The organism is Catellatospora bangladeshensis, assembly GCF_016862575.1.
In the GTDB taxonomy this organism is placed as follows: domain Bacteria; phylum Actinomycetota; class Actinomycetes; order Mycobacteriales; family Micromonosporaceae; genus Catellatospora; species Catellatospora bangladeshensis.
Map to the genome: position 1 here is coordinate 124,597 of NZ_BONF01000005.1, position 18,921 is coordinate 143,517.

Annotated in this window: 16 protein-coding genes and 1 riboswitch; of the genes, 7 read left to right on the forward strand and 9 right to left on the reverse strand. The window is 73.5% G+C overall.

Features of this window, described 5'->3' with window-relative positions:
• The first annotated feature begins 37 nt into the window (after positions 1–37).
• From Cba03nite_RS03370 to Cba03nite_RS03395, 6 genes are read left to right on the forward strand one after another with little or no spacing between them, the layout of a single operon-like run.
• A complete protein-coding gene (locus tag Cba03nite_RS03370; protein ID WP_203741642.1) occupies positions 38–2,179 on the forward strand; it encodes a molybdopterin oxidoreductase family protein in 2,142 nt (713 codons plus the stop codon).
• Positions 2,176–3,666: an FAD-dependent oxidoreductase gene (locus Cba03nite_RS03375; protein WP_203741644.1), complete on the forward strand. Its 1,491-nt coding sequence runs from the start codon at positions 2,176–2,178 to the stop codon at positions 3,664–3,666. The genes Cba03nite_RS03370 and Cba03nite_RS03375 overlap by 4 nt, the downstream gene beginning before the upstream one ends.
• Positions 3,666–6,161, forward strand: coding sequence for a nitrite reductase large subunit NirB (nirB, locus tag Cba03nite_RS03380; RefSeq protein WP_203742111.1), 2,496 nt, complete (start codon positions 3,666–3,668; stop codon positions 6,159–6,161). Before Cba03nite_RS03375 ends, nirB begins: the two co-directional genes overlap by 1 nt.
• Complete coding sequence (gene nirD / locus Cba03nite_RS03385; RefSeq protein WP_203741646.1) at positions 6,158–6,508, forward strand: nitrite reductase small subunit NirD; 351 nt, start codon at positions 6,158–6,160, stop codon at positions 6,506–6,508. The genes nirB and nirD overlap by 4 nt, the downstream gene beginning before the upstream one ends.
• A gap of 34 nt (positions 6,509–6,542) precedes the next feature.
• Entirely contained in the window at positions 6,543–7,628 is a 1,086-nt protein-coding gene (locus Cba03nite_RS03390; RefSeq protein ID WP_203741648.1) for a uroporphyrinogen-III synthase, read from the forward strand.
• A 27-nt stretch (positions 7,629–7,655) separates the two neighbouring features.
• Positions 7,656–8,537, forward strand: coding sequence for a hypothetical protein (locus tag Cba03nite_RS03395; protein ID WP_203741656.1), 882 nt, complete (start codon positions 7,656–7,658; stop codon positions 8,535–8,537).
• 89 nt (positions 8,538–8,626) lie between these two features.
• Here Cba03nite_RS03395 and thiC read toward each other — a convergent pair whose 3' ends face one another.
• The 7 genes from thiC to thiE all read right to left on the reverse strand — a co-directional run bounded on the left by thiC (position 8,627) and on the right by thiE (position 14,837).
• Entirely contained in the window at positions 8,627–10,165 is a 1,539-nt protein-coding gene (gene thiC / locus Cba03nite_RS03400; RefSeq protein ID WP_203741658.1) for a phosphomethylpyrimidine synthase ThiC, read from the reverse strand.
• A 14-nt stretch (positions 10,166–10,179) separates the two neighbouring features.
• Complete coding sequence (gene thiD, locus Cba03nite_RS03405) at positions 10,180–10,962, reverse strand: bifunctional hydroxymethylpyrimidine kinase/phosphomethylpyrimidine kinase (RefSeq protein WP_203741660.1); 783 nt, start codon at positions 10,960–10,962, stop codon at positions 10,180–10,182.
• Positions 10,959–11,672 carry a thiamine phosphate synthase gene (locus Cba03nite_RS03410; protein WP_203741662.1) on the reverse strand — a complete coding sequence of 238 codons (714 nt, stop codon included), beginning with the start codon at positions 11,670–11,672 and terminating at the stop codon, positions 10,959–10,961. Before Cba03nite_RS03410 ends, thiD begins: the two co-directional genes overlap by 4 nt.
• Positions 11,673–11,718: 46 nt before the next feature.
• The gene (locus tag Cba03nite_RS03415; RefSeq protein ID WP_203741664.1) at positions 11,719–12,489 is read right to left on the reverse strand and encodes a thiazole synthase; all 771 of its coding nucleotides are present in this window, start codon (positions 12,487–12,489) and stop codon (positions 11,719–11,721) included.
• Positions 12,490–12,494: 5 nt separating this feature from the next.
• Positions 12,495–12,695 carry a sulfur carrier protein ThiS gene (gene thiS, locus Cba03nite_RS03420; protein WP_373315724.1) on the reverse strand — a complete coding sequence of 67 codons (201 nt, stop codon included), beginning with the start codon at positions 12,693–12,695 and terminating at the stop codon, positions 12,495–12,497.
• The gene (gene thiO, locus Cba03nite_RS03425) at positions 12,695–13,738 is read right to left on the reverse strand and encodes a glycine oxidase ThiO (protein ID WP_239125428.1); all 1,044 of its coding nucleotides are present in this window, start codon (positions 13,736–13,738) and stop codon (positions 12,695–12,697) included. The genes thiS and thiO overlap by 1 nt, the downstream gene beginning before the upstream one ends.
• A riboswitch (TPP riboswitch) is annotated at positions 13,732–13,844 on the reverse strand. (Overlaps the previous gene by 7 nt.)
• Positions 13,845–14,210: 366 nt before the next feature.
• Complete coding sequence (gene thiE, locus Cba03nite_RS03430) at positions 14,211–14,837, reverse strand: thiamine phosphate synthase (protein ID WP_203741668.1); 627 nt, start codon at positions 14,835–14,837, stop codon at positions 14,211–14,213.
• 122 nt (positions 14,838–14,959) lie between these two features.
• Between thiE and Cba03nite_RS03435 the strand changes: the two genes are divergently transcribed.
• Entirely contained in the window at positions 14,960–16,282 is a 1,323-nt protein-coding gene (locus tag Cba03nite_RS03435; protein WP_203741670.1) for a glycoside hydrolase family 18 protein, read from the forward strand.
• Between the two features lie 112 nt (positions 16,283–16,394).
• Here Cba03nite_RS03435 and Cba03nite_RS03440 read toward each other — a convergent pair whose 3' ends face one another.
• A complete protein-coding gene (locus Cba03nite_RS03440; RefSeq protein WP_203741672.1) occupies positions 16,395–18,101 on the reverse strand; it encodes an ABC-F family ATP-binding cassette domain-containing protein in 1,707 nt (568 codons plus the stop codon).
• A gap of 17 nt (positions 18,102–18,118) precedes the next feature.
• Complete coding sequence (locus Cba03nite_RS03445) at positions 18,119–18,799, reverse strand: class I SAM-dependent methyltransferase (RefSeq protein ID WP_203742121.1); 681 nt, start codon at positions 18,797–18,799, stop codon at positions 18,119–18,121.
• Between the last annotated feature and the right edge of the window lie 122 nt (positions 18,800–18,921).

Below are 18,921 nucleotides of genomic sequence, written 5' to 3' on the forward strand. Positions count from 1 at the left end.
CGCTGAGGCGAAACTCCCGGACCGCAGGATTTCGCACATGACTCCCTCGGCCCCACCCGCCACAGCGGTCACCGCGCTGCCGGTGCTGCCGAGCGCGCGCGAGGTCGAGACGCACTGCCCCTACTGCGCGCTGCAGTGCGGGATGACGCTGCGCGAGCAGCCGGACGGCCGGGTCGAGGTCGCCGCCCGCGACTTCCCCACCAACCGGGGCGGCCTGTGCCAGAAGGGCTGGACCTCGGCCGAGTTGCTGGACCACCCCGAGCGCCTGACCACCCCGCTGGTCAAGGGCAGGCCCGCGAGCTGGGACGAGGCGTACGACTACATCGTCGCCGGGATCGAGCGGGTGCAGGCCGCGCACGGCCGCGACGCGGTCGCCGTGTTCGGCGGGGGCGGCCTCACCAACGAGAAGGCGTACGCGCTGGGCAAGTTCGCCCGCACCGTGCTGCGCACCGCCAACATCGACTACAACGGCCGCTTCTGCATGAGCTCGGCCGCGGCGGCGGGCAACCGCGCCTTCGGCATCGACCGCGGCCTGCCGTTCCCGATGGCCGACGTCGCGGCCGCGGACACCCTGCTGCTGATCGGCGCGAACGTGGCCGAGACCATGCCGCCGTTCGCCCGCTACCTGACCGAGCAGCGCGGCAGCGGCGGCGCGCAGATCGTGGTCGACCCGCGCGCCACGCCGACCGCCCGTGCCGCCACGCTGCACCTGCAGCCCACCCCCGGCACCGACCTGGCGCTGGCCCTGGGCCTGCTGCACATCGTGGTCGCCGAGGGGCTGACCGATGCGGCATACCTGGCCGAGCGCACCACCGGCTGGGACGAGGTCCGCCGGACCGCCGCCGGTTACTGGCCCGCCCGGGTGGAGCGGATCACCGGGGTGCCGGTCGCCGACCTGGAGGCCACCGCCCGCGCGCTGGCCACGGCCGAGCGCGCGATCATCCTCACCGCGCGCGGCGCCGAGCAGCACAGCAAGGGCGTCGACACGGTCACCGCGTTCATCAACCTGGCCCTCGCGCTCGGTCTGCCGGGGCGGCCGGGCTCCGGCTACGGCTGCCTCACCGGGCAGGGCAACGGCCAGGGCGGGCGCGAGCACGGCCAGAAGAACGACCAGCTCCCGGGGTACCGGAAGATCGACGACCCGGCCGCGCGGGCGCACGTCGCCGCGGTGTGGGGCGTCGACCCCGACAGCCTGCCCGGCGCGGGCCTGTCCGCGTACGAGCTGCTCGACGCGCTGGGGCAGCCCGGCGGGCCGAAGGCGATGCTGCTGTTCGGCTCCAACCCCGTGGTCTCCGCGCCGCGCGCGGGCCGGATCACCGAACGGCTGAAGTCGCTCGACCTGCTGGTCGTCTGCGACTTCGTGCTCAGCGAGACGGCCGCGCTGGCCGACGTGGTGCTCCCGGTGGCCCAGTGGGCCGAGGAGGACGGCACCATGACCAATCTGGAGGGCCGGGTGCTGCGGCGCCGGGCCCTGCGCAAGCCACCGCCAGGGACAGGGACGGATCTGGCGGTGCTGGCCGAGCTGGCCTCCCGGCTCGGCCAAACCGGCGACGGTCGCTCCGGCGCCGGAGGCGTGCGGACCCCGCGGTTCACCGCGGACCCGTACGCCGTCTTCGAGGAGCTGCGGCGTGCCACCGCTGGTGGGGTGGCCGACTACGCCGGCGTCACGTGGGAGCGGGTGGACGCCGAGCAAGGCGTGTTCTGGCCCTGCCCCGCAGCGGACCGGGCAGGCACGCCGCGGCTCTTCGAAGCAGGCTTCCCGACCCCGGACGGGCGCGCCCGCATGATCGCGGTGGAGCACCGGCCGGTCGCCGAGGACATCGACGCCGAGTACCCGCTCTACCTGACCACGGGTCGGGTGCTGGCGCAGTACCAGTCCGGCGCGCAGACCCGCCGCATCGCGGCGCTGCCCGGCGGGCCCTTCGTCGAGCTGCACCCGGACCTGGCCGAGCGGCTGGGCCTGGCCGAGGGCGACCAGGTGCGGGTGACCAGCCGCCGCGGCGAGCTGACCGCCCCCGCCCGGATCGTCGCCACGATCCGCCCCGACACCCTCTTCGCACCCTTCCACTACTCCGGCGCGGGCCGGGCCAACACGCTCACCGGCGACGCGTTGGACCCGATCTCACGGATGCCGGAGTTCAAGGTCTGTGCCGTACGAATCGAGCCGGTGACGCCATGAATCCAGGTAACACCACGCGACACGGCACCGCCGTGCCGCGCGCCGATCGTCCCCGCACCTCCCCCGACCACGTCGTGATCATCGGGTACGGCATGGCCGGCGCCCGGCTGGCCACGGAGCTGTCCGCCGCGCCGGACGTCGAGGTCACCGTGCTCGGCGCGGAGCCGCACCGGGCCTACAACCGCATCCTGCTGTCCAGCGTCCTGGCCGGGAAGCACGCCGAGGGCGACATCACACTCACCGAGGCCGCCGGGCACGGCGTGAAGACCCGCACCGGGGTCACCGTGACCGCGATCGACCGCGCCGCCCGGACGGTCACCCTCGACGGCGGCGAGCAGCTCGGCTACGACCACCTGGTGCTGGCCACCGGCTCGCAGGCGATCGTGCCGCCCATCCCGGGCCTGGAGTCGCCGCACCCGCGCGTCGCCGCGTTCCGCACCCTGGAGGACTGCCGCCGCATCCTGGAGGCCGCCGACGGCGCCCGCACCGCGCTGGTGCTCGGCGGCGGGCTGCTCGGCCTGGAGGCCGCCCGCGGGCTGGCCGGGCGCGGCCTGGCCGTCGAGGTGGTGCACGGCGTCGGCCACCTGATGGAGCGCCAGCTCGACCCGGGCGCCAGCGCGGTGCTGGTGCGCACGCTCGCCGAGCACGGCGTGGCGGTGCACCTGGCCTCGGCCGCGATCGGGGTGAGCGCCGACGCGGACGGCGTGACGCTGCGGCTGGACGGCCGCAACCTGCGCGCCGACCTGCTGGTGCTGTCCTGCGGGGTGCGCGCCGACACGGCGCTGGCCCGCGCCGCGGGCCTGCGGGTGGAGCGCGGCATCGTGATCGACGAGACGCTGCGCACCTCCGACCCGCGCATCTCCGCGATCGGCGACTGCGCCCAGTTCGGCGAGGTGGTCGGCGGGCTGGTCGCGCCCGCCTGGGAGCAGGCGAAGGTGCTGGCGGCGCGGCTGACCGGCGCCGAGCCTGCGGCGGTGTACGAGCCGAGCGCCCCGGTGACCCGGCTCAAGGCGTCCGGCATCGACCTGGCCGCCATGGGCACCCTGCAGGCCGACCCGTCCTGCGAGGACGTCAGCTTCGCCGACCCGGCCCGCGGCACGTACGCCCGGCTGCTGATCCGCGGCGACCGGCTGGCCGGCGCGGTGATGCTCGGCGACAACCCGAACGTGGGGCAGGTCATCCAGCTGTTCGACCGCAAGGGCGTGGTGCCGCGCGACCGGCGCGCGCTGCTGCTGGGCCGGGCCCTGGGCGGCGCGGAGGCGCCGGTCGCCACGACGTCGCCCGCGCTCATGCCCGACCAGGCCACCGTGTGCCAGTGCAACACGGTCACCAAGGGCGCGCTGGTGCGCTGCTGGCGCGCCGGCGCCCGCACGGTCGACGAGGTCGTCGCCCGGACCCGTGCCACCACCGGCTGCGGCAGCTGCAAGGACGCGGTTGACGGCATCGTCGGGTGGCTGTCCAGCTCCGACAGTGTGGGGGTGTCCTGATCATGACGAAGCGTTTGGTGGTCGCCGGGTACGGCATGGTGGCCCAGCGGTTCCTGGAGGCCTTCGCGGAGCGGGCCGTGCCCGGCTGGTCGGTGACCGTGCTGGCCGAGGAGGACCGGCCCGCCTACGACCGGGTGCGGCTGTCGGCCTGGTTCGACGACTACGACGCGTCTGCACTGCACCTCGGCGGCGCGCCCGACGGGGTCGCGGTGCGCCTGAACGAGTGCGTCACCGGCATCGACCGCGAGCGGAAGGTCGTGCGCAGCGCCTCCGGCGAGACGCCGTACGACGCGCTGGTGCTGGCCACCGGCTCGCGGGCGTTCGTGCCGCCCATCGCCGGGGCGGACCTGCCCGGCGTGTTCGTCTACCGCACCCTCGACGACCTGGCGGCGCTGCGCGACTGGGCGGCGGCCGACGGCAAGCGGGTCGGCGCGGTGCTCGGCGGCGGTCTGCTCGGCCTGGAAGCCGCGAACGCGCTGAAGATGCTGGGCATCACCACGCACGTGGTCGAGTTCGCGCCCCGGCTGATGCCGCTGCAGGTGGACGAGGGCGGCGGCGCGGTGCTGCGGCGGCACATCGAGGCGCTCGGCGTCACCGTGCACACCGGCCGCGGCTGCGCGGGCCTGGAGGGCGGCGACGACGGCGTCACCCGGATGCTGTTCAACGACGGCGGCACGCTCGACGTCGACGTGGTCGTGGTCGCGGCGGGCATCCGGCCCCGCGACGAGCTGGCCGAGCCCGCCGGGCTGGCCCGCGGCCCGCGCGGCGGCTTCGCGGTCGACGCGTCCTGCGCCACCGCCGACCCGGCGGTGTGGGCGATCGGCGAGTGCGCCGCGCTGGCCGTCGACTCCGGCGACGGCGTCTGCTACGGCCTGGTCGCGCCCGGCTACGCCATGGCCGAGGTGGTCGCCGACCGGCTGACCGGCGGCGACGCGGCGATGACCCGGCCGGACACCTCGACCAAGCTGAAGCTGCTCGGCGTGGACGTGGCCAGCTTCGGCACGCCGTTCGCCGAGGGCCTGGACGTGGTGGTGACCGACCAGGTCACCGGCGTGTACGCCAAGCTGCTGCTCACCGACGACGCCCAGACGCTGCTCGGCGGCATCCTGGTCGGCGACGCCGCGGCGTACCCGACGCTGCGGGCCTCGCTCGGCGGGCCGCTGCCCGCGCCGCCGCTGGCGCTGCTGGCCCCGGCCGGCGAGGGCGGGGTGAAGACCGAGCTGCCGGGCAGCGCGCAGGTCTGCTCCTGCCACGCGGTCACCAAGGACCACATCACCGACGCCATCGCGGGCGGCTGCACCGACGTGCCGGGCCTGAAAGCGTGCACCAAGGCCGGGACCGGCTGCGGCTCCTGCGTGCCGCTGCTCAAGCAGCTGCTGGCGGCGGGCGGGGTGGCCCAGTCCAAGGCCCTGTGCGAGCACTTCACCTACTCGCGCCAGGAGCTGTTCGACATCATCCGGGTGCGCGGCATCCGCTCGTTCTCCGAGCTGGTGCGCGAGCACGGCACCGGCCGCGGCTGCGACATCTGCAAGCCCGCGATCGCGTCGATCCTGGCGGGGCTGAACAACGGCTACATCCTCGACGGCGAGGAGGCGGCCCTGCAGGACACCAACGACCACTTCCTGGCCAACATCCAGCGCGACGGGACGTACTCGGTGGTCCCGCGCATCCCCGGCGGCGAGATCACCCCGGACAAGCTGATCGTGATCGGCGAGGTGGCCCGCGACTTCGGGCTCTACACGAAGATCACCGGCGGGCAGCGCATCGACCTGTTCGGGGCGCGCGTGGAGCAGCTGCCGGAGATCTGGCACCGGCTCGTCGACGCGGGCTTCGAGTCCGGGCACGCGTACGGCAAGGCGCTGCGCACCGTGAAGAGCTGCGTCGGCTCGACCTGGTGCCGGTACGGCGTGCAGGACTCGGTCGGCATGGCCATCGAGCTGGAGCTGCGCTACCGCGGCCTGCGCGCGCCGCACAAGCTCAAGTCGGCGGTGAGCGGCTGCGCCCGCGAGTGCGCCGAGGCCCGCAGCAAGGACTTCGGCATCATCGCCACCGAGAAGGGCTGGAACCTCTACGTCGCCGGCAACGGCGGCTTCCGCCCCCGGCACGCCGACCTGTTTCTCACCGACGCCACCACCGAGGAGCTGATCCGGACCATCGACCGGTTCCTCATGTACTACATCCGCACCGCCGACCGGCTCCAGCGCACCTCCACCTGGCTGGAGGCGATGGACGGCGGCCTGGACCACCTGCGCGAGGTCATCGTCGACGACGCGCTGGGGCTGTGCGAGGAGCTCGACGCGCAGATGGCCCGCCACGTCGGGTCGTACGCCGACGAGTGGCGGGCCACCCTGCAGGACCCGCAGCGCCTCGCTCGTTTCGTCTCGTTCGTCAACGCACCGGGCACGCCCGACCCCGACATCACCTTCGAGGTCGAGCGGGGGCAGAAGATCCCCGCGAAGGGTCCGGTGCCGGTCACCCTGGGAGGTGCCTCATGACCACCGCAATCATGACCGGGACCTGGACGGCGATCTGCGCGTTCGACCGGCTCCAGCCCGAACGCGGCGTCGCCGCCCTGGTCGACGGGGTGCAGATCGCCGTCTTCCGGACCTTCGACGGCGAGCTGTTCGCCATCGGCAACCGCGACCCGATCGCGGGCGCCCAGGTGATGTCGCGCGGCATCGTCGGCACCCGCGGCGACACCCCCACTGTCGCGTCCCCGCTGCACAAGCAGGTGTACGACCTGCGTACCGGCGAGTGCCTGGACGTGGCGGGGGTGGCCGTGCCGACGTACCCGGTGCGCCGCAACGGCGACCTGGTCGAAGTGGGTGTGGATACCCCATGAACAGCGATCGTGCGGCGGGACGGGGCGCGGTGTCATGACGGAGCTGTCCGGCTTCACCGTCGGCGTGACCGCCGACCGGCGGCGTGACGAGCTGGCCGCGCTGCTGGAGCGGCGGGGCGCCCGTGTCGTCATCGCCCCCGCGCTGCGCATCGTCCCGCTGCACGACGACTCCCAGCTCCGCGAGGCGACCCGCCGCTGCCTGGACACCCCGCCGGACGTGGTGGTGGCCAACACCGGCATCGGCATGCGGGGCTGGCTGGAGGCGGCCGAGGGCTGGGGTCTGGCCGACCCGCTGCGCTCGGTGCTCGCCGAGGCGTACATCGTGGCCCGCGGCCCGAAGGCCCGCGGCGCGGTGCGCGCCGCGGGACTGCACGACCAGTGGTCGCCGGACTCGGAGAGCTGCGACGAGTGCCTGGCCCACCTGCTGCGCCGTGGCGTCGGGGGCCGGACGGTCGCCGTCCAGCTGCACGGCGATCAGCAGCCGGAGTTCTGCGCCTCGCTGCGCGCCGCCGGCGCCGACGTCATCGAGGTCCCGGTGTACCGGTGGGCGCCCCCGCTGGACCCGGCCCCGCTGCACCGGCTGGTGGACCTGGTGTCGAACCGGCTGGTCGACGCGATCACCTTCACCTCCGCCCCGGCGGTCGGCGCGCTGCTGGCGGCCGCCGGGGCGGGCGGCGACGCGGTGCTGGAGGCGATGCGCGCCGACGTCGTCGCCGCCTGTGTCGGCCCGGTCACGGCCGCCCCGCTGATCCGGCAGGGCATTCCGGTCATCGCCCCCGCGCGGGCACGACTGGGCGCGCTGGTGCGCGCGATCGTGGACGAGCTGCCCCGGCGGGCGGTCACCCTGCGGGTCGCCGAGCACGAGCTGACCCTGCGCGGCCACGCCGCGATGGTGGACGGCGAGCTGAAACCGCTGGCCCCGGCCCCGATGGCGGTGCTGCGGGCGCTCGCCTCGGTGCCCGGCAAGGTGCGCTCGCGCGCCTCGCTGCTACCCGCCCTGCCGCGCGGCGCCGACGAGCACGCGGTCGAGATGGCCGTGGCGCGGCTGCGGGCCGGTCTGGGCGATCCCGGATTCGTCCAGACGGTGGTCAAGAGAGGCTACCGGCTGCCGGTGGACTGAAACGGCCCGCCGACGTAAGGTCCCCGCGTGATGCGTTTCTGGGGCAAGCTGCTGGCAGCGTCGTTCGGTATGGCGGCGCTGGTCGCGGCCGCCCAGTTCGGCGTCGTGTATGGACTGAACGCGCTGCGCCTGGACCGCGAGTTCCTCAGCGGTGCCGACAACGAATGGAACCTCCAGCTCACCTGGGCGGCCTGGTTCGCGGCGCTTGCCGTGCTGGCGGGCGCCACTTACGCGGCGAGCCTGGCAGTGGCGCAGAGCGGCCGCAGCCGGGTCGGCGCCGGAGTGCGTGCGGTGGGCGGCATCGGCGCCACCCTGGGCGCGGCGGCGGCCTCGGTGCCGCTGACCCTGCAACCGGCCCGGCTGGCCCGGGTGAACGCCTCGTTCGACCCGGAGCTGACCGCCGCGATCGCGGTCGGGGCCGGCCTCGTCGCCGGCCTGCTGGTCACCCTGCTGGTGGTGGCGCGCAAGCCGCTCAGCACGAACCTGTGGGTGTGCACCGGCGGGGTGTGGCTGCTCGCCGCGGCGTCCTTCGTGGACAGCGCGCAGTTCGGCCGCAACCGCGACGCGCTGGCCGAGTACTACGACCCGATGCGGCTGGGCGTGCTCGACCTGAGCGCGCTGGAGCCGATCCCCCGCGCCACCTTCAGCATGCCGGTGCTCGCACTGCTGACGGCCCTGGTGTGCGGGCTGGTCGCGCGGCACCAGGGCCGGTCGCGGCTCTGGATCGCCCTGTCCGGCGCGATCGGGCCGCTGCTGGTCGCGATGGCGTACGTCATCGGCGGCCCCGGCGTCTCCCGCGCCCTCACCGACCAGGCCGACGCCTACCTCGGCGCGATGATCGCCGTAGTGGTCGGCCTGGCCGTCTCCTCCATCATCGCCCTGGCCCCCCGCCGCCCCGGCGTCCTCTGAGCCCGAGGCCGCTCAAGATCCCCCGACTTGCCTGGCACATGGGCGAAAGTGCGCTCAAGATACGCCCAGGTGCCAGGCAAGTCGAGTGATCAAGCGGAGGTCACGGGGAGGTAGACCTTGCCGCCGGAGGCGACGAACTCGGCGGACTTGTCGGCCATGCCCTGCGCGGCGTACTCCTTCAGCTCCTGGCTGATGCGCATGGAGCAGAACTTCGGCCCGCACATGGAGCAGAAGTGCGCCGTCTTGGCGGCCGGGGCGGGCAGCGTCGCGTCGTGATAGGAGCGTGCCGTCTCCGGGTCCAGCGAGAGGTTGAACTGGTCCTCCCAGCGGAACTCGAAGCGTGCCTTGGACAGCGCGTCGTCCCACGCCTGCGCGCCCGGGTGCCCCTTGGCCAGGTCGGCGGCGTGCGCCGCGATCTTGTACGCGATCACACCGGCCTTCACGTCGTCGCGGTCCGGCAGGCCCAGGTGCTCCTTGGGCGTGACGTAGCAGAGCATCGCGGTGCCGTACATGGCGATCATCGCGGCGCCGATGGCACTGGTGATGTGGTCGTACGCGGGCGCGATGTCGGTGGTCAGCGGGCCGAGCGTGTAGAACGGCGCCTCGTGGCACACCTCCTGCTGCAGGTCCACGTTCTCCTTGATCTTGTGCATGGGCACGTGCCCCGGGCCCTCGATCATCACCTGCACGTCGTTCCGCCAGGCGATCCCGGTCAGCTCGCCGAGCGTACGCAGCTCCCCGAACTGTGCCTCGTCGTTGGCGTCCGCGATCGAGCCGGGCCGCAGCCCGTCCCCGAGCGAGAAGGTGATGTCGTACCTCGCGAAGATCTCGCAGAGCTCCTCGAAGTTGGTGTAGAGGAAGTTCTCCCGGTGCTTGGCCAGGCACCAGGCAGCCATGATGGACCCGCCGCGCGACACGATGCCGGTGACCCGGTCCGCCGCCAGCGGCACGTAGCGCAGCAGCACCCCGGCGTGCACGGTCATGTAGTCCACGCCCTGCTCGGCCTGCTCGATGATGGTCTCGCGGTAGATCTCCCAGGTCAGCTTGAGCGGGTCGCCCTTCACCTTCTCCAGCGCCTGGTAGATCGGCACGGTGCCGATCGGCACCGGCGAGTTGCGCATGATCGACTCGCGGGTCTCGTGGATGCGCGGGCCGGTGGACAGGTCCATCACCGTGTCGGCGCCCCAGCGGGTGGCCCAGGTCAGCTTCTCCACCTCCTCCGCGACGTCGGAGGTGACCGCGGAGGTGCCGATGTTGGCGTTGACCTTCACCAGGAACGCCTTACCGATGATCATCGGCTCGACCTCGGGGTGGTTGACGTTGGCGGGCAGCACGGCCCGGCCCGCCGCGATCTCGTCCCGCACCAGCTCGGCAGTGACGCCCTCGCGCAGGGCCACATACTCCATCTCGGGGGTGATGATCCCGGCGCGGGCGCAGCCGAGCTGGGTCACCGGCGCGCCGTGCACCTGGCGGTCCTCGACCCAGCGCCGGCGCGGCAGGTCGGCGAAGACCCCCGGGCCGGACGTGTCGTAGAGCCGGACCGGGGTGCTGCCGTCGGTCAGGTCGACCTCGGCGAACGGCACCTGGATGTCGGGACGGGACCCCTGCACGTAGACCTTGCGCCTCATGCTGCCTCCTTCTGCTACAGGCGGGGAAAGTGGTTCAGCGGACCGGCTCCGCTGCCGAGCCGCCACTCCTGCGCCGCGATGAGCGCCGAGCGGACGTAGCGGTTCGCGTACGCGATCGAGTCGTCGATCGGGTAGCCGTGGGCCAGCCGGGCCGCGATCGCCGCGGAGAACGTGCAGCCCGTGCCGTGGTTGTTCGGTGTCTCCACCCGCGGCGAGCGCAGGAAACGCGCCCCGCTGTCGGTCCACACCGCGTCGACGACCTCCGGCCCGCCCGCGTCGCCGCCGGTCACCACCACGCACTTCGGCCCGTGCGAGGCGATCTGCGCGGCCGCGCCCGCCATGTCCGCCGGGGTGGTCACCGGCCAGCCCAGCAGCGCCGACGCCTCCTCGACGTTGGGCGTCACCACCAGGGCGTACGGCAGCAGCCGCTCGATCGCGCTGACCACGCCCAGGCGCCGCCCCGTCGACGCGGTCAGCACCGGGTCCAGCACCAGCTTCGGCAGCTCGCCGTTGCGCGCCTTGGCCCGCACGGTCGCCGCGATCTCGCCGCTGGCGACCATGCCGACCTTCACCGCCGCGACGGGCAGGTCGCTCAGCACCGCCTGGAGCTGCGCGGCGACCACGGTGCCCGGCATCGGGTGGACGTCCGTGATCTCCTTGGTGTTCTGCGAGGTCACCGCGGTGACAACGCTCGCGCCGTAGCAGTCCAATGCGGCGAAGGTCTTCAGATCGGCCTGGATCCCGGCACCGCCGCTGCTGTCGGAACCGGCGATCGTCAATACCACGTGAGGAGTCATGCGATCACTGTTCCGGTTCCGCGGCTCCGGCCGTCGCACACGCCGTCCCACCCGGCGCGCAGCCGGGCGTACGCCTCGGCGGGGTCCTCGGCCCGCATCACGGCGCCCATCACGGCCACGCCCGACGCCCCGCTCTCCCGGCACGCGGCGGCCTGCTCGGACCGCTCGATCCCGCCCAGCGCCAGCACCGGGCGCCCCGCGCGGGGACACAGGCGGCGCAGGCCGATCGGCGCGAGCGCGGGGCCGTACCCGGGCTTGCTGCGGCTGGTGAAGACCGGCGAGAGCGTCACATAGTCCTCGGTGGACAGCGCGGCCAGCTCCGCGGCGTCATGGCAGGAGCGGCCGAGCAGGTGCGGGCGGCCCAGCGGCGCCACGGCTCCGGCCCGCAGGTGCAGCGCCTCGCCGTCGAGGGTGTCCTGCCCCGCGACGATGAGCAGGCCGCCGACCGGCCTGAGCAGCTCGCGCAGCGCGACGGCGATCCGCAGCCGCTGCCCGCGCGGCAGGTCCTTCTCCCGCAGCAGCACCGCGCGCGCCCCGGCGGACACCGCCGCCGCGACCACGTCCACTAGCGGGCGCAGCGCCTGGCGGCGATCGGTCACCACGACGACCCCGGTGGGCGTGTGCCGAGCCGGGCGTGCGGCGTCGGCGCTCGCCCGGGACGCGACGCCTTCCGGCACGGTGACGGCAAGGGCCGGGTGCGCGGTCACCATGACGCGACGCCTTCCGACACGGTCACGGTGAAGGCCGAGCGGGCGGTCACCATGACGCGAGGCCTTCCGGCTTGGTGGAGGCGAGCGCGTGGTGCCGCAGCGGGATCCGCCCGGCCTGGGCGGCGAGCCGTCCCGCGATCACCGCGTGCCGCATCGCGGTGGCCATCGCCACCGGGTCGGCGGCCCGGGTCACCGCGCTGGCCAGCAGCACCGCGTCGCAGCCCAGCTCCATGGCCAGAGCGGCGTCGCTGGCGGTGCCGATGCCCGCGTCGAGGATGACGGGGCAGCGCACCGCCTCCCGGATCAGCCGGATGTGGTGCGGGTTGGACACGCCCAGGCCGGAGCCGATCGGCGCCCCGGCGGGCATCACCGCCGCGCAGCCCAGGTCGGCCAGCCGCCGCGCCAGCACCGGGTCGTCGGTGGTGTACGGCAGCACGGTGAACCCGTCCCCGACCAGCCGCTCGGCCGCGCGCAGCAGCTCGACCGCGTCCGGCAGCAGGGTACGGTCGTCGCCGATGACCTCCAGCTTGATCCAGTCGGTCTCGAAGGCGTCCCGGGCCAGGTGCGCGGTGCGCACCGCGTCGGCGGCGGTGTAGCAGCCGGCGGTGTTGGGCAGCAGCCGTACCCCGCAGCGTTCCAGCACCTCCAGCAGCCCGGCCGGGGCGTCCGGGTCGATCCGGCGCAGCGCGACGGTGACCAGCTCGGCGCCGCCCGCCAGCAGCGCCTGCTCCAGCGACTGGAGGCTGCTCGCGCCGCCCGTGCCCAGGATCAGCCGGGAGCCGAAGGCGACCCCGCCCAGATCGAACCTGTCGTCCATCCCGGTCAGCCGCCCTGCGCCGCGGTGAGCACCTCGACCCGGTCGCCGTCGGTCAGGCGGTGTGCGGGCCAGTCGGCGCGGCGCACGACCTCGCCGTTGACCGCGACGGCGACGCCCCGGCGCGGCACCTCGAGCACGGCGAGCAGCTCCGCCACGGTCTCGTCGCGTTCGGCGGGTCGCGGGACGTCGTTCACCAGCACTGTGATCATCGGGCACCTCCGGCGGTGGGGCGTTGCGGCGTGAAGGGTTCCCAGAGCAGGGGCAGCGGGCGGCCGTCGATCAGGTCCGCCACGGCCTGCGCGGTGTACGGCGCGGCCAGCACGCCGTGCCGGTAGTGCCCGGTCGCGACCAGCAGGTCCGGGCCGAGCCGGCCCACGATCGGGCCGTTGTCGGCGGTGCCGGGCCGCTGCCCGACCGACACCTCGGCCAGCGCGTGCTCGGCGAGCTCGGGCACCAGGTCGGTGGCGGCGCGCAGCAGGTCGCGTACCCCGCCGGCGGTGGCGTGGCCGTCGGCGCGCTCCTCGACGGTCGCCCCGACGAGCACCTCGCCGTCACGGCGGGGCACCAGGTAGACGGGACGCCCGTCGGCGTACCCCCGGATGACGTGCCGGGGCACCGCCTGGCCGCGCAGCCGCAGCACCGCGCCCTGCACGGGCCGCACCGGCAGCCCGGCCAGCGTGGCGCTGGCGCAGCCCGCCGCGAGCACCACCGTGCCGTCCAGTCCGGACAGCGACCGCACCGCCTCCCGGCGCACCGGCACCAGCTCGCGCAGCGCGGCCACCACCCGGCGCGGGTCGACCTGGTGGTCCGATGCGACGAGCACGCCGCGGGCACGCGGGTTGAGCAGCGGCTCCCGCTCGCGCAGCCCGTCGCCGTCCAGGGCGAGCACGTCCGCGCCCAGCTCCCGCTGGTAGGTCCACAGCCGGCGCAGCTCGGCCAGGTCGTCGGCGGTGAGCCCGACCTGCAGCGTGCCCTCGGTGCGGTGGCCCAGGTCGTGGCCGGTCGCCGCGGCCAGCTCGGCGGCGTACGCGGGCCAGCGCCGCGCGCACTCCAGCAGCAGCTCGGTCAGCTCCCGCTCGCCGAAGTAGGACTCGCCGACCGGGGCGAGCATGCCCGCGGCGACGTGCGAGGCGCCGCGGCCGGGATCCGGGTCGTAGACGGTGACGTCGTGGCCGCGCCGCGCGCACTCCCAGGCGATGCTGAGCCCGATGATGCCGCCGCCGACGACGGACACAGGATGCGGTGCCACCGCGGCCTCCTCCCTGCGCCGGCATTACCCGGATCAGGTTCTACGGTCGGGAGCGAGAATCAGCTCCCCTCTCAGCCCGGTTCACCGGGCTCCCGTGGGGTTCGTTTCTGGTGTGGTGCACGTGTTACGCGCGTGTTGCCGTGGGTGACGGCTGTCGGCAGCGTAACCCCGCATGCACCATCGGGCAACCCGCCGCCCACCCACCGCGACCCACACCACACCGCACCGCCGCGACCCGCGCCGCGCGGCTGAGGCCGCAGTTTCGGGGAAAGTGTCGCTTCAGGACATGGTAAAGAACCAGTTTCCCCGAAATTGCACGCGCGCAGCCGACGCGAAGCCGCCCACATGAGTGAGCGGGCGGGGGTCGCCCGGCGTCGATCTTGCACGAAGTGTTAGGGATACGCCCGGAAAGGGCGTGTCGCACCCACAGTTCGCGCAAGATCGGCGCGGTGGAGCGGGCGCCCGCGGCGGGTCAGGCGGCGACGGCGGCGAGGAGGTCGGCGATGGCGCGGGCAGGGTCGGCGGCGTCGGAGGCCGCGCCGATGACCGCGACGCCGTGCGCACCGGCGGCACGCAGCTCGGGCACCCGGGCCGCGGTCACCCCGCCGATCGCGATGATCGGCGTGTCCGGGCACTGGCGGGCCACCGCGCGCAGGCCCTCGGGCCCGATGGACACCGGCAGACCGTCCTTCGTGGACGTCGCGTAGCAGGGGCCGACGCCGAGGTAGTCGGCACCGTCGCCCACGGCGCGCAGCGCGGTCGCGGGCAGCCGCGCGGTCGCGCCGAGCACCGCGGCCGGGCCGAGCAGCCGCCGCGCCGCCGACACCGGCAGGTCGTCCGCGCCCACGTGCCCGCCGCCGGCACCGGCCGCCAGGGCCACGTGCAGGCGATCGTTGACCAGCACCGGCACGCCGAGCGGCCGGCACAGCGCGACGAGCTGCCCGGCCAGGTCGTACGCGACCCGGTCGGTCCACTCGTCGGCGGGCCGGAACTGGATCACGAGGTCCGGAGTGGCCACGCTCAGCGCGGCGCGGACCAGCGCGACCGGGTCGCGGCCGGGCCTGCTGTCGGTGATCAGGTGAAGTCTCCCCAGGGTCATACGCTCACCCTATAGATTGTCGTCGGTGAATGGGCAGGGCCGTCCGTGACACGGTTCCGTCTACCCCACCTCATCCATATCGCTGATTCTGTGAAACGTCTTTACAGTTAATTTCGAGCGGTATGAGACTCCGCCTCGCGCTCACCACCCTCCTCCTCGGCGGCACCGTCATCGCCGCCGTCACCCCAGCTCAGGCCGCACCCGCACCGGCTCCGGAGGGTGCCGCCGCGGCCGCCGCCGGATACGTCAAGGTCGGCTACTTCGTGCAGTGGGGCATCTACCGCCGCAACTTCCTGGTGAAGAACCTGCACACCTCGGGGATGGCCGCGAAACTGACGCACATCAACTACGCCTTCGGCAACGTCGGCCCCGACGGCCGCTGCTTCGAGGCCAACGAGGCGGGGGTCGGCGACGCCTGGGCCGACTACCAGAAGCGCTTCAAGGCGGGCGAGTCCGTGGACGGCGTCGGCGACGTGGTCACCCAGCCGCTGGCGGGCAACTTCCACCAGCTGCGCAAGCTCAAGGCGATGTACCCGCACCTGCGCATCCACCTGTCGCTTGGCGGCTGGACCTGGTCGAAGTACCTCTCCGACGCGGCGCTCACCCCCGCCTCCCGCCAGGCGATGGTCGCCAGCTGCATCGACCTGTACCTCAAGGGCAACCTGCCCTTCATCGGCACCTCGCCGCACGGCGGCGCGGGCAGCGCCTACGGCGTGTTCGACGGCTTCGACCTGGACTGGGAGTGGCCCGCCTCCGCGGGCGAGGTCGGCAACGTCGTCCGGCCCGAGGACAAGCAGAACTACACGCTGCTGGCCGCCGAGTTCCGCCGCCAGCTCGACGCGTACGGCACGCAGACCGGCCGCTACTACTCCCTCACCGCGTTCCTGCCCGCCGACCCCGCGAAGATCAACGCGGGCATCGAGACCTCGGCGCTGTTCGCCCAGCTCGACTTCGCCACGGTGCAGGGGTACGACCTGGTCGGCGCGTGGGACCCGGTGACCGGGCACCAGTCGAACCTCTACACCACCGCGCAGTCGCCGTTCAGCGTGGACCTCGCCGTCGACACGTACCTCGCGCAGGGCGCCCCGGCGGGCAAGATCGTGATCGGCATCCCGTACTACGGCCGCGGCTGGTCCGGCGCGGGCAGCGCGAACAACGGCCTCTACCAGCCGGCGAGCGGCCCGGCGCGGGGCACCTACGAGGACGGCGTCGACGACTACAAGAAGGTGATCGCCAAGCAGGGCGCCGTGTACTACGACCCGGTCGCGGGCGCCGCCTGGAAGTTCGGCGGCGGCACGTTCTGGTCGTACGACACCCCCCAGGTCATCGCCCAGAAGACCGCCTACGTCAAGGCCAACGGCCTCGGCGGCACCATGGCCTGGTCCCTCGACGGCGACACCCCCGCGGGTGAACTGACCACCGCGATCCACAACGGCCTCAACTGACCGCCCGCCCCAAGATCGCGTCGATCTTGCGCGAACTGTTAGGGATATGCCCGGAAGGGGCGTGTCATCCCCACAGTTCATGCAAGATCGACGCAGGGCTGGGGGTCAGCGGTTAGCGGACATCCCAGACGGGCTCGGGGGTTTCGAGGACTTCGCCGTCGGATTGGAACAGGAGGAAGCGGTCGAAGGTGCGGGTGAACCAGCGGTCGTGGGTCACCGCGACGACGGTGCCCTCGAAACCCTTCAGGCCCTGTTCGAGGGCTTCGGCGCTGGCGAGGTCGAGGTTGTCGGTGGGCTCGTCGAGCAGGAGGAGGGTGACGCCGCTGAGTTCGAGCAGCAGGACCAGGAAGCGGGCCTGCTGGCCGCCGGAGAGGGTGCCGAAGCGCTGCTCGGCCTGTTTGGCCAGTTCGTAGCGGTCGAGGACCTTGTACGCGGCCTCTCGTGCGAGCGACGGGCGGTGTGTGTCGCCGCGCCAGAGGATGTCGATCAGTTCCTTGCCGGCCAGGTCGGGGCGGTCGTGGGTCTGGGAGAAGTGGCCGGGGACCACGCGCGCGCCGAGCCGGGCGACGCCGCTGTGCCGGACGTGGGCGTGCTTCGCGCCGTCGGCCGAGCGGCCCTCCTCGTCGCCGCCGTGCGCCTGCTGCGCGAGCAGCCGCAGGAAGTGGCTCTTGCCGGTGCCGTTGGCGCCGAGCACGGCCAGGCGGTCGCCGTACCACAGCTCCAGGTCGAACGGGAAGGTCAGGTTGTCCAGCTCCAGCTGCTCGCAGATGACCGCGCGCTTGCCGGTGCGGGCGCCCTTGAGGCGCATCTGGATCTGCTGGTCCTTCGGTGGCAGCGGCGGCGGGCCGGCCTCCTCGAACTTGCGCAGCCGGGTCTGCGCGGCCTGGTAACGCGAGGCCAGGCCGTCGTTGTAGGCCGCCTTCTGCTTGTACATCAGCATCAGCGCGCGCAGCTTCTCGTGCTCCTCATCCCAGCGGCGGCGGCGCTCCTCCATGCTGTCGTGCCGGGCCACCCGGGCCTCGTGCCACGACGCGAACGAGCCGACGTGCGTCCAGGCGCTGCCGCCCTCCACCGCGACCACCCGGTCGGCGGTCTGATTGAGCAGCTCCCGGTCGTGTGAGACGTAGAGGACCGACTTCTTCGACTCGCGCAGCCGCTGCTCCAGCCAGCGCTTGGCGGGCACGTCGAGGAAGTTGTCCGGCTCGTCGAGCAGCAGCACCTCGTCGGTGCCGCGCAGCAGCAGCTCCAGCGCGAACCGTTTCTGCTGGCCGCCGGACAGGGTGCGCACCGGGCGGTCCCGGCACTCGTCCCACGGCAGCTCCAGGATGAGCGTGGACACCGTGTCGAACAGCACCTCGGCGTCGTAGCCGCCCGCTTCGCCGTACGCCGTCAGCGCCTCGGCGTAGCGCAGCTGCGCCTGCTGCGCGGAGCTGCTCAGCCGCCCCCGGGCCTCCGCCTCGCGCATCGCCTGCTCGGCCTTGACCAGGCGCGCTCCCGCCGCCTGCAATCGCGGCTCCACCAGCGAGAACGCCATCTCGGCCAGGGTCGTCTCGCTGCCGCCGGGGGCGCCGGTCGCCGCAGACGAGCCGAGCATGCCGATGAACTGGCGCATCACCCCCAGGCCGCCGGAGCGCGCGATCGCCCCGGTGGGCACCGGCAGGTCGCCGGAGACCATCCGCAGCAGCGTCGTCTTGCCGGCGCCGTTGGGGCCGACCAGCGCCACCTTCGCACCCTCGCCGACCCGGAACGACACGTCCGAGAAGAGCACTCGCCCGTCCGGCAGGGTGCACGCCACCCCGGCCACATCCACGTATCCCACGGGGGCATAGTGCCTGATCAGGCGGGCCCGGGGCGAGTCACTTTCAGCACCCGGAAGCCGCTGCCGCTGGCGTGCCGGTCAGCCTGCCAGCCCTGCTCCCCCAGCCACTGCTGGAGCGAGTCCGAGCCCTTGTGCTTGGCCACCACCAGCCACGCGACGCCGTCGGCGGCGAGCCGGGGCAGCCACCGCAGCAGCAGCGCGTGCAGCTCCTCCTTGCCGACCCGGATCGGCGGGTTGGACCAGATCTGCGCGAACTCGACACCCACCGGCACGCCGTCCGGGTCGGCCACCCGCACCCGGTCCGCCACGTGCAGGCGTTTCGCGTTCTCGGCGGTCAGCTCGCGGGCGCGCGCGTTCACATCCACCGCCCAGACCTCGGCGCCCGGCGCACGGGTGGCCAGCACCATGGTGATCGGGCCGTAGCCGCAGCCCAGGTCGAGCAGGTTGCCGGTGGTCCCCGCCGCGGGCAGGTCGCCCTTCTTCAGCAGCACCGTCGTGCCGGGGTCCAGCCGGGACGCGGAGAAGACGCCGCCGGCCGCCGCCAGCTCGTATTCCTGCCCGCCGATGCTGAAGACGACCTCGCGCGGGCGCGCCGACGCGCCCGGCTCCGCAGTGAAATAGTGCTCGCCCACCCGCACATTCTCCCCCGAACGGTCGGACTCGCCCGCCGCAGGGTTATTGGCGACTGTGTCGTCCATTACGCTGTGCGACATGGCTCACGGCTACGGCGCCGGTTCGGGGGACTGGCCGCCACCTTCCCGTCGTGACCCGCGCGACCGAGACACACCCGGTCCCCACACACCAGGGGACACGGGTGCAG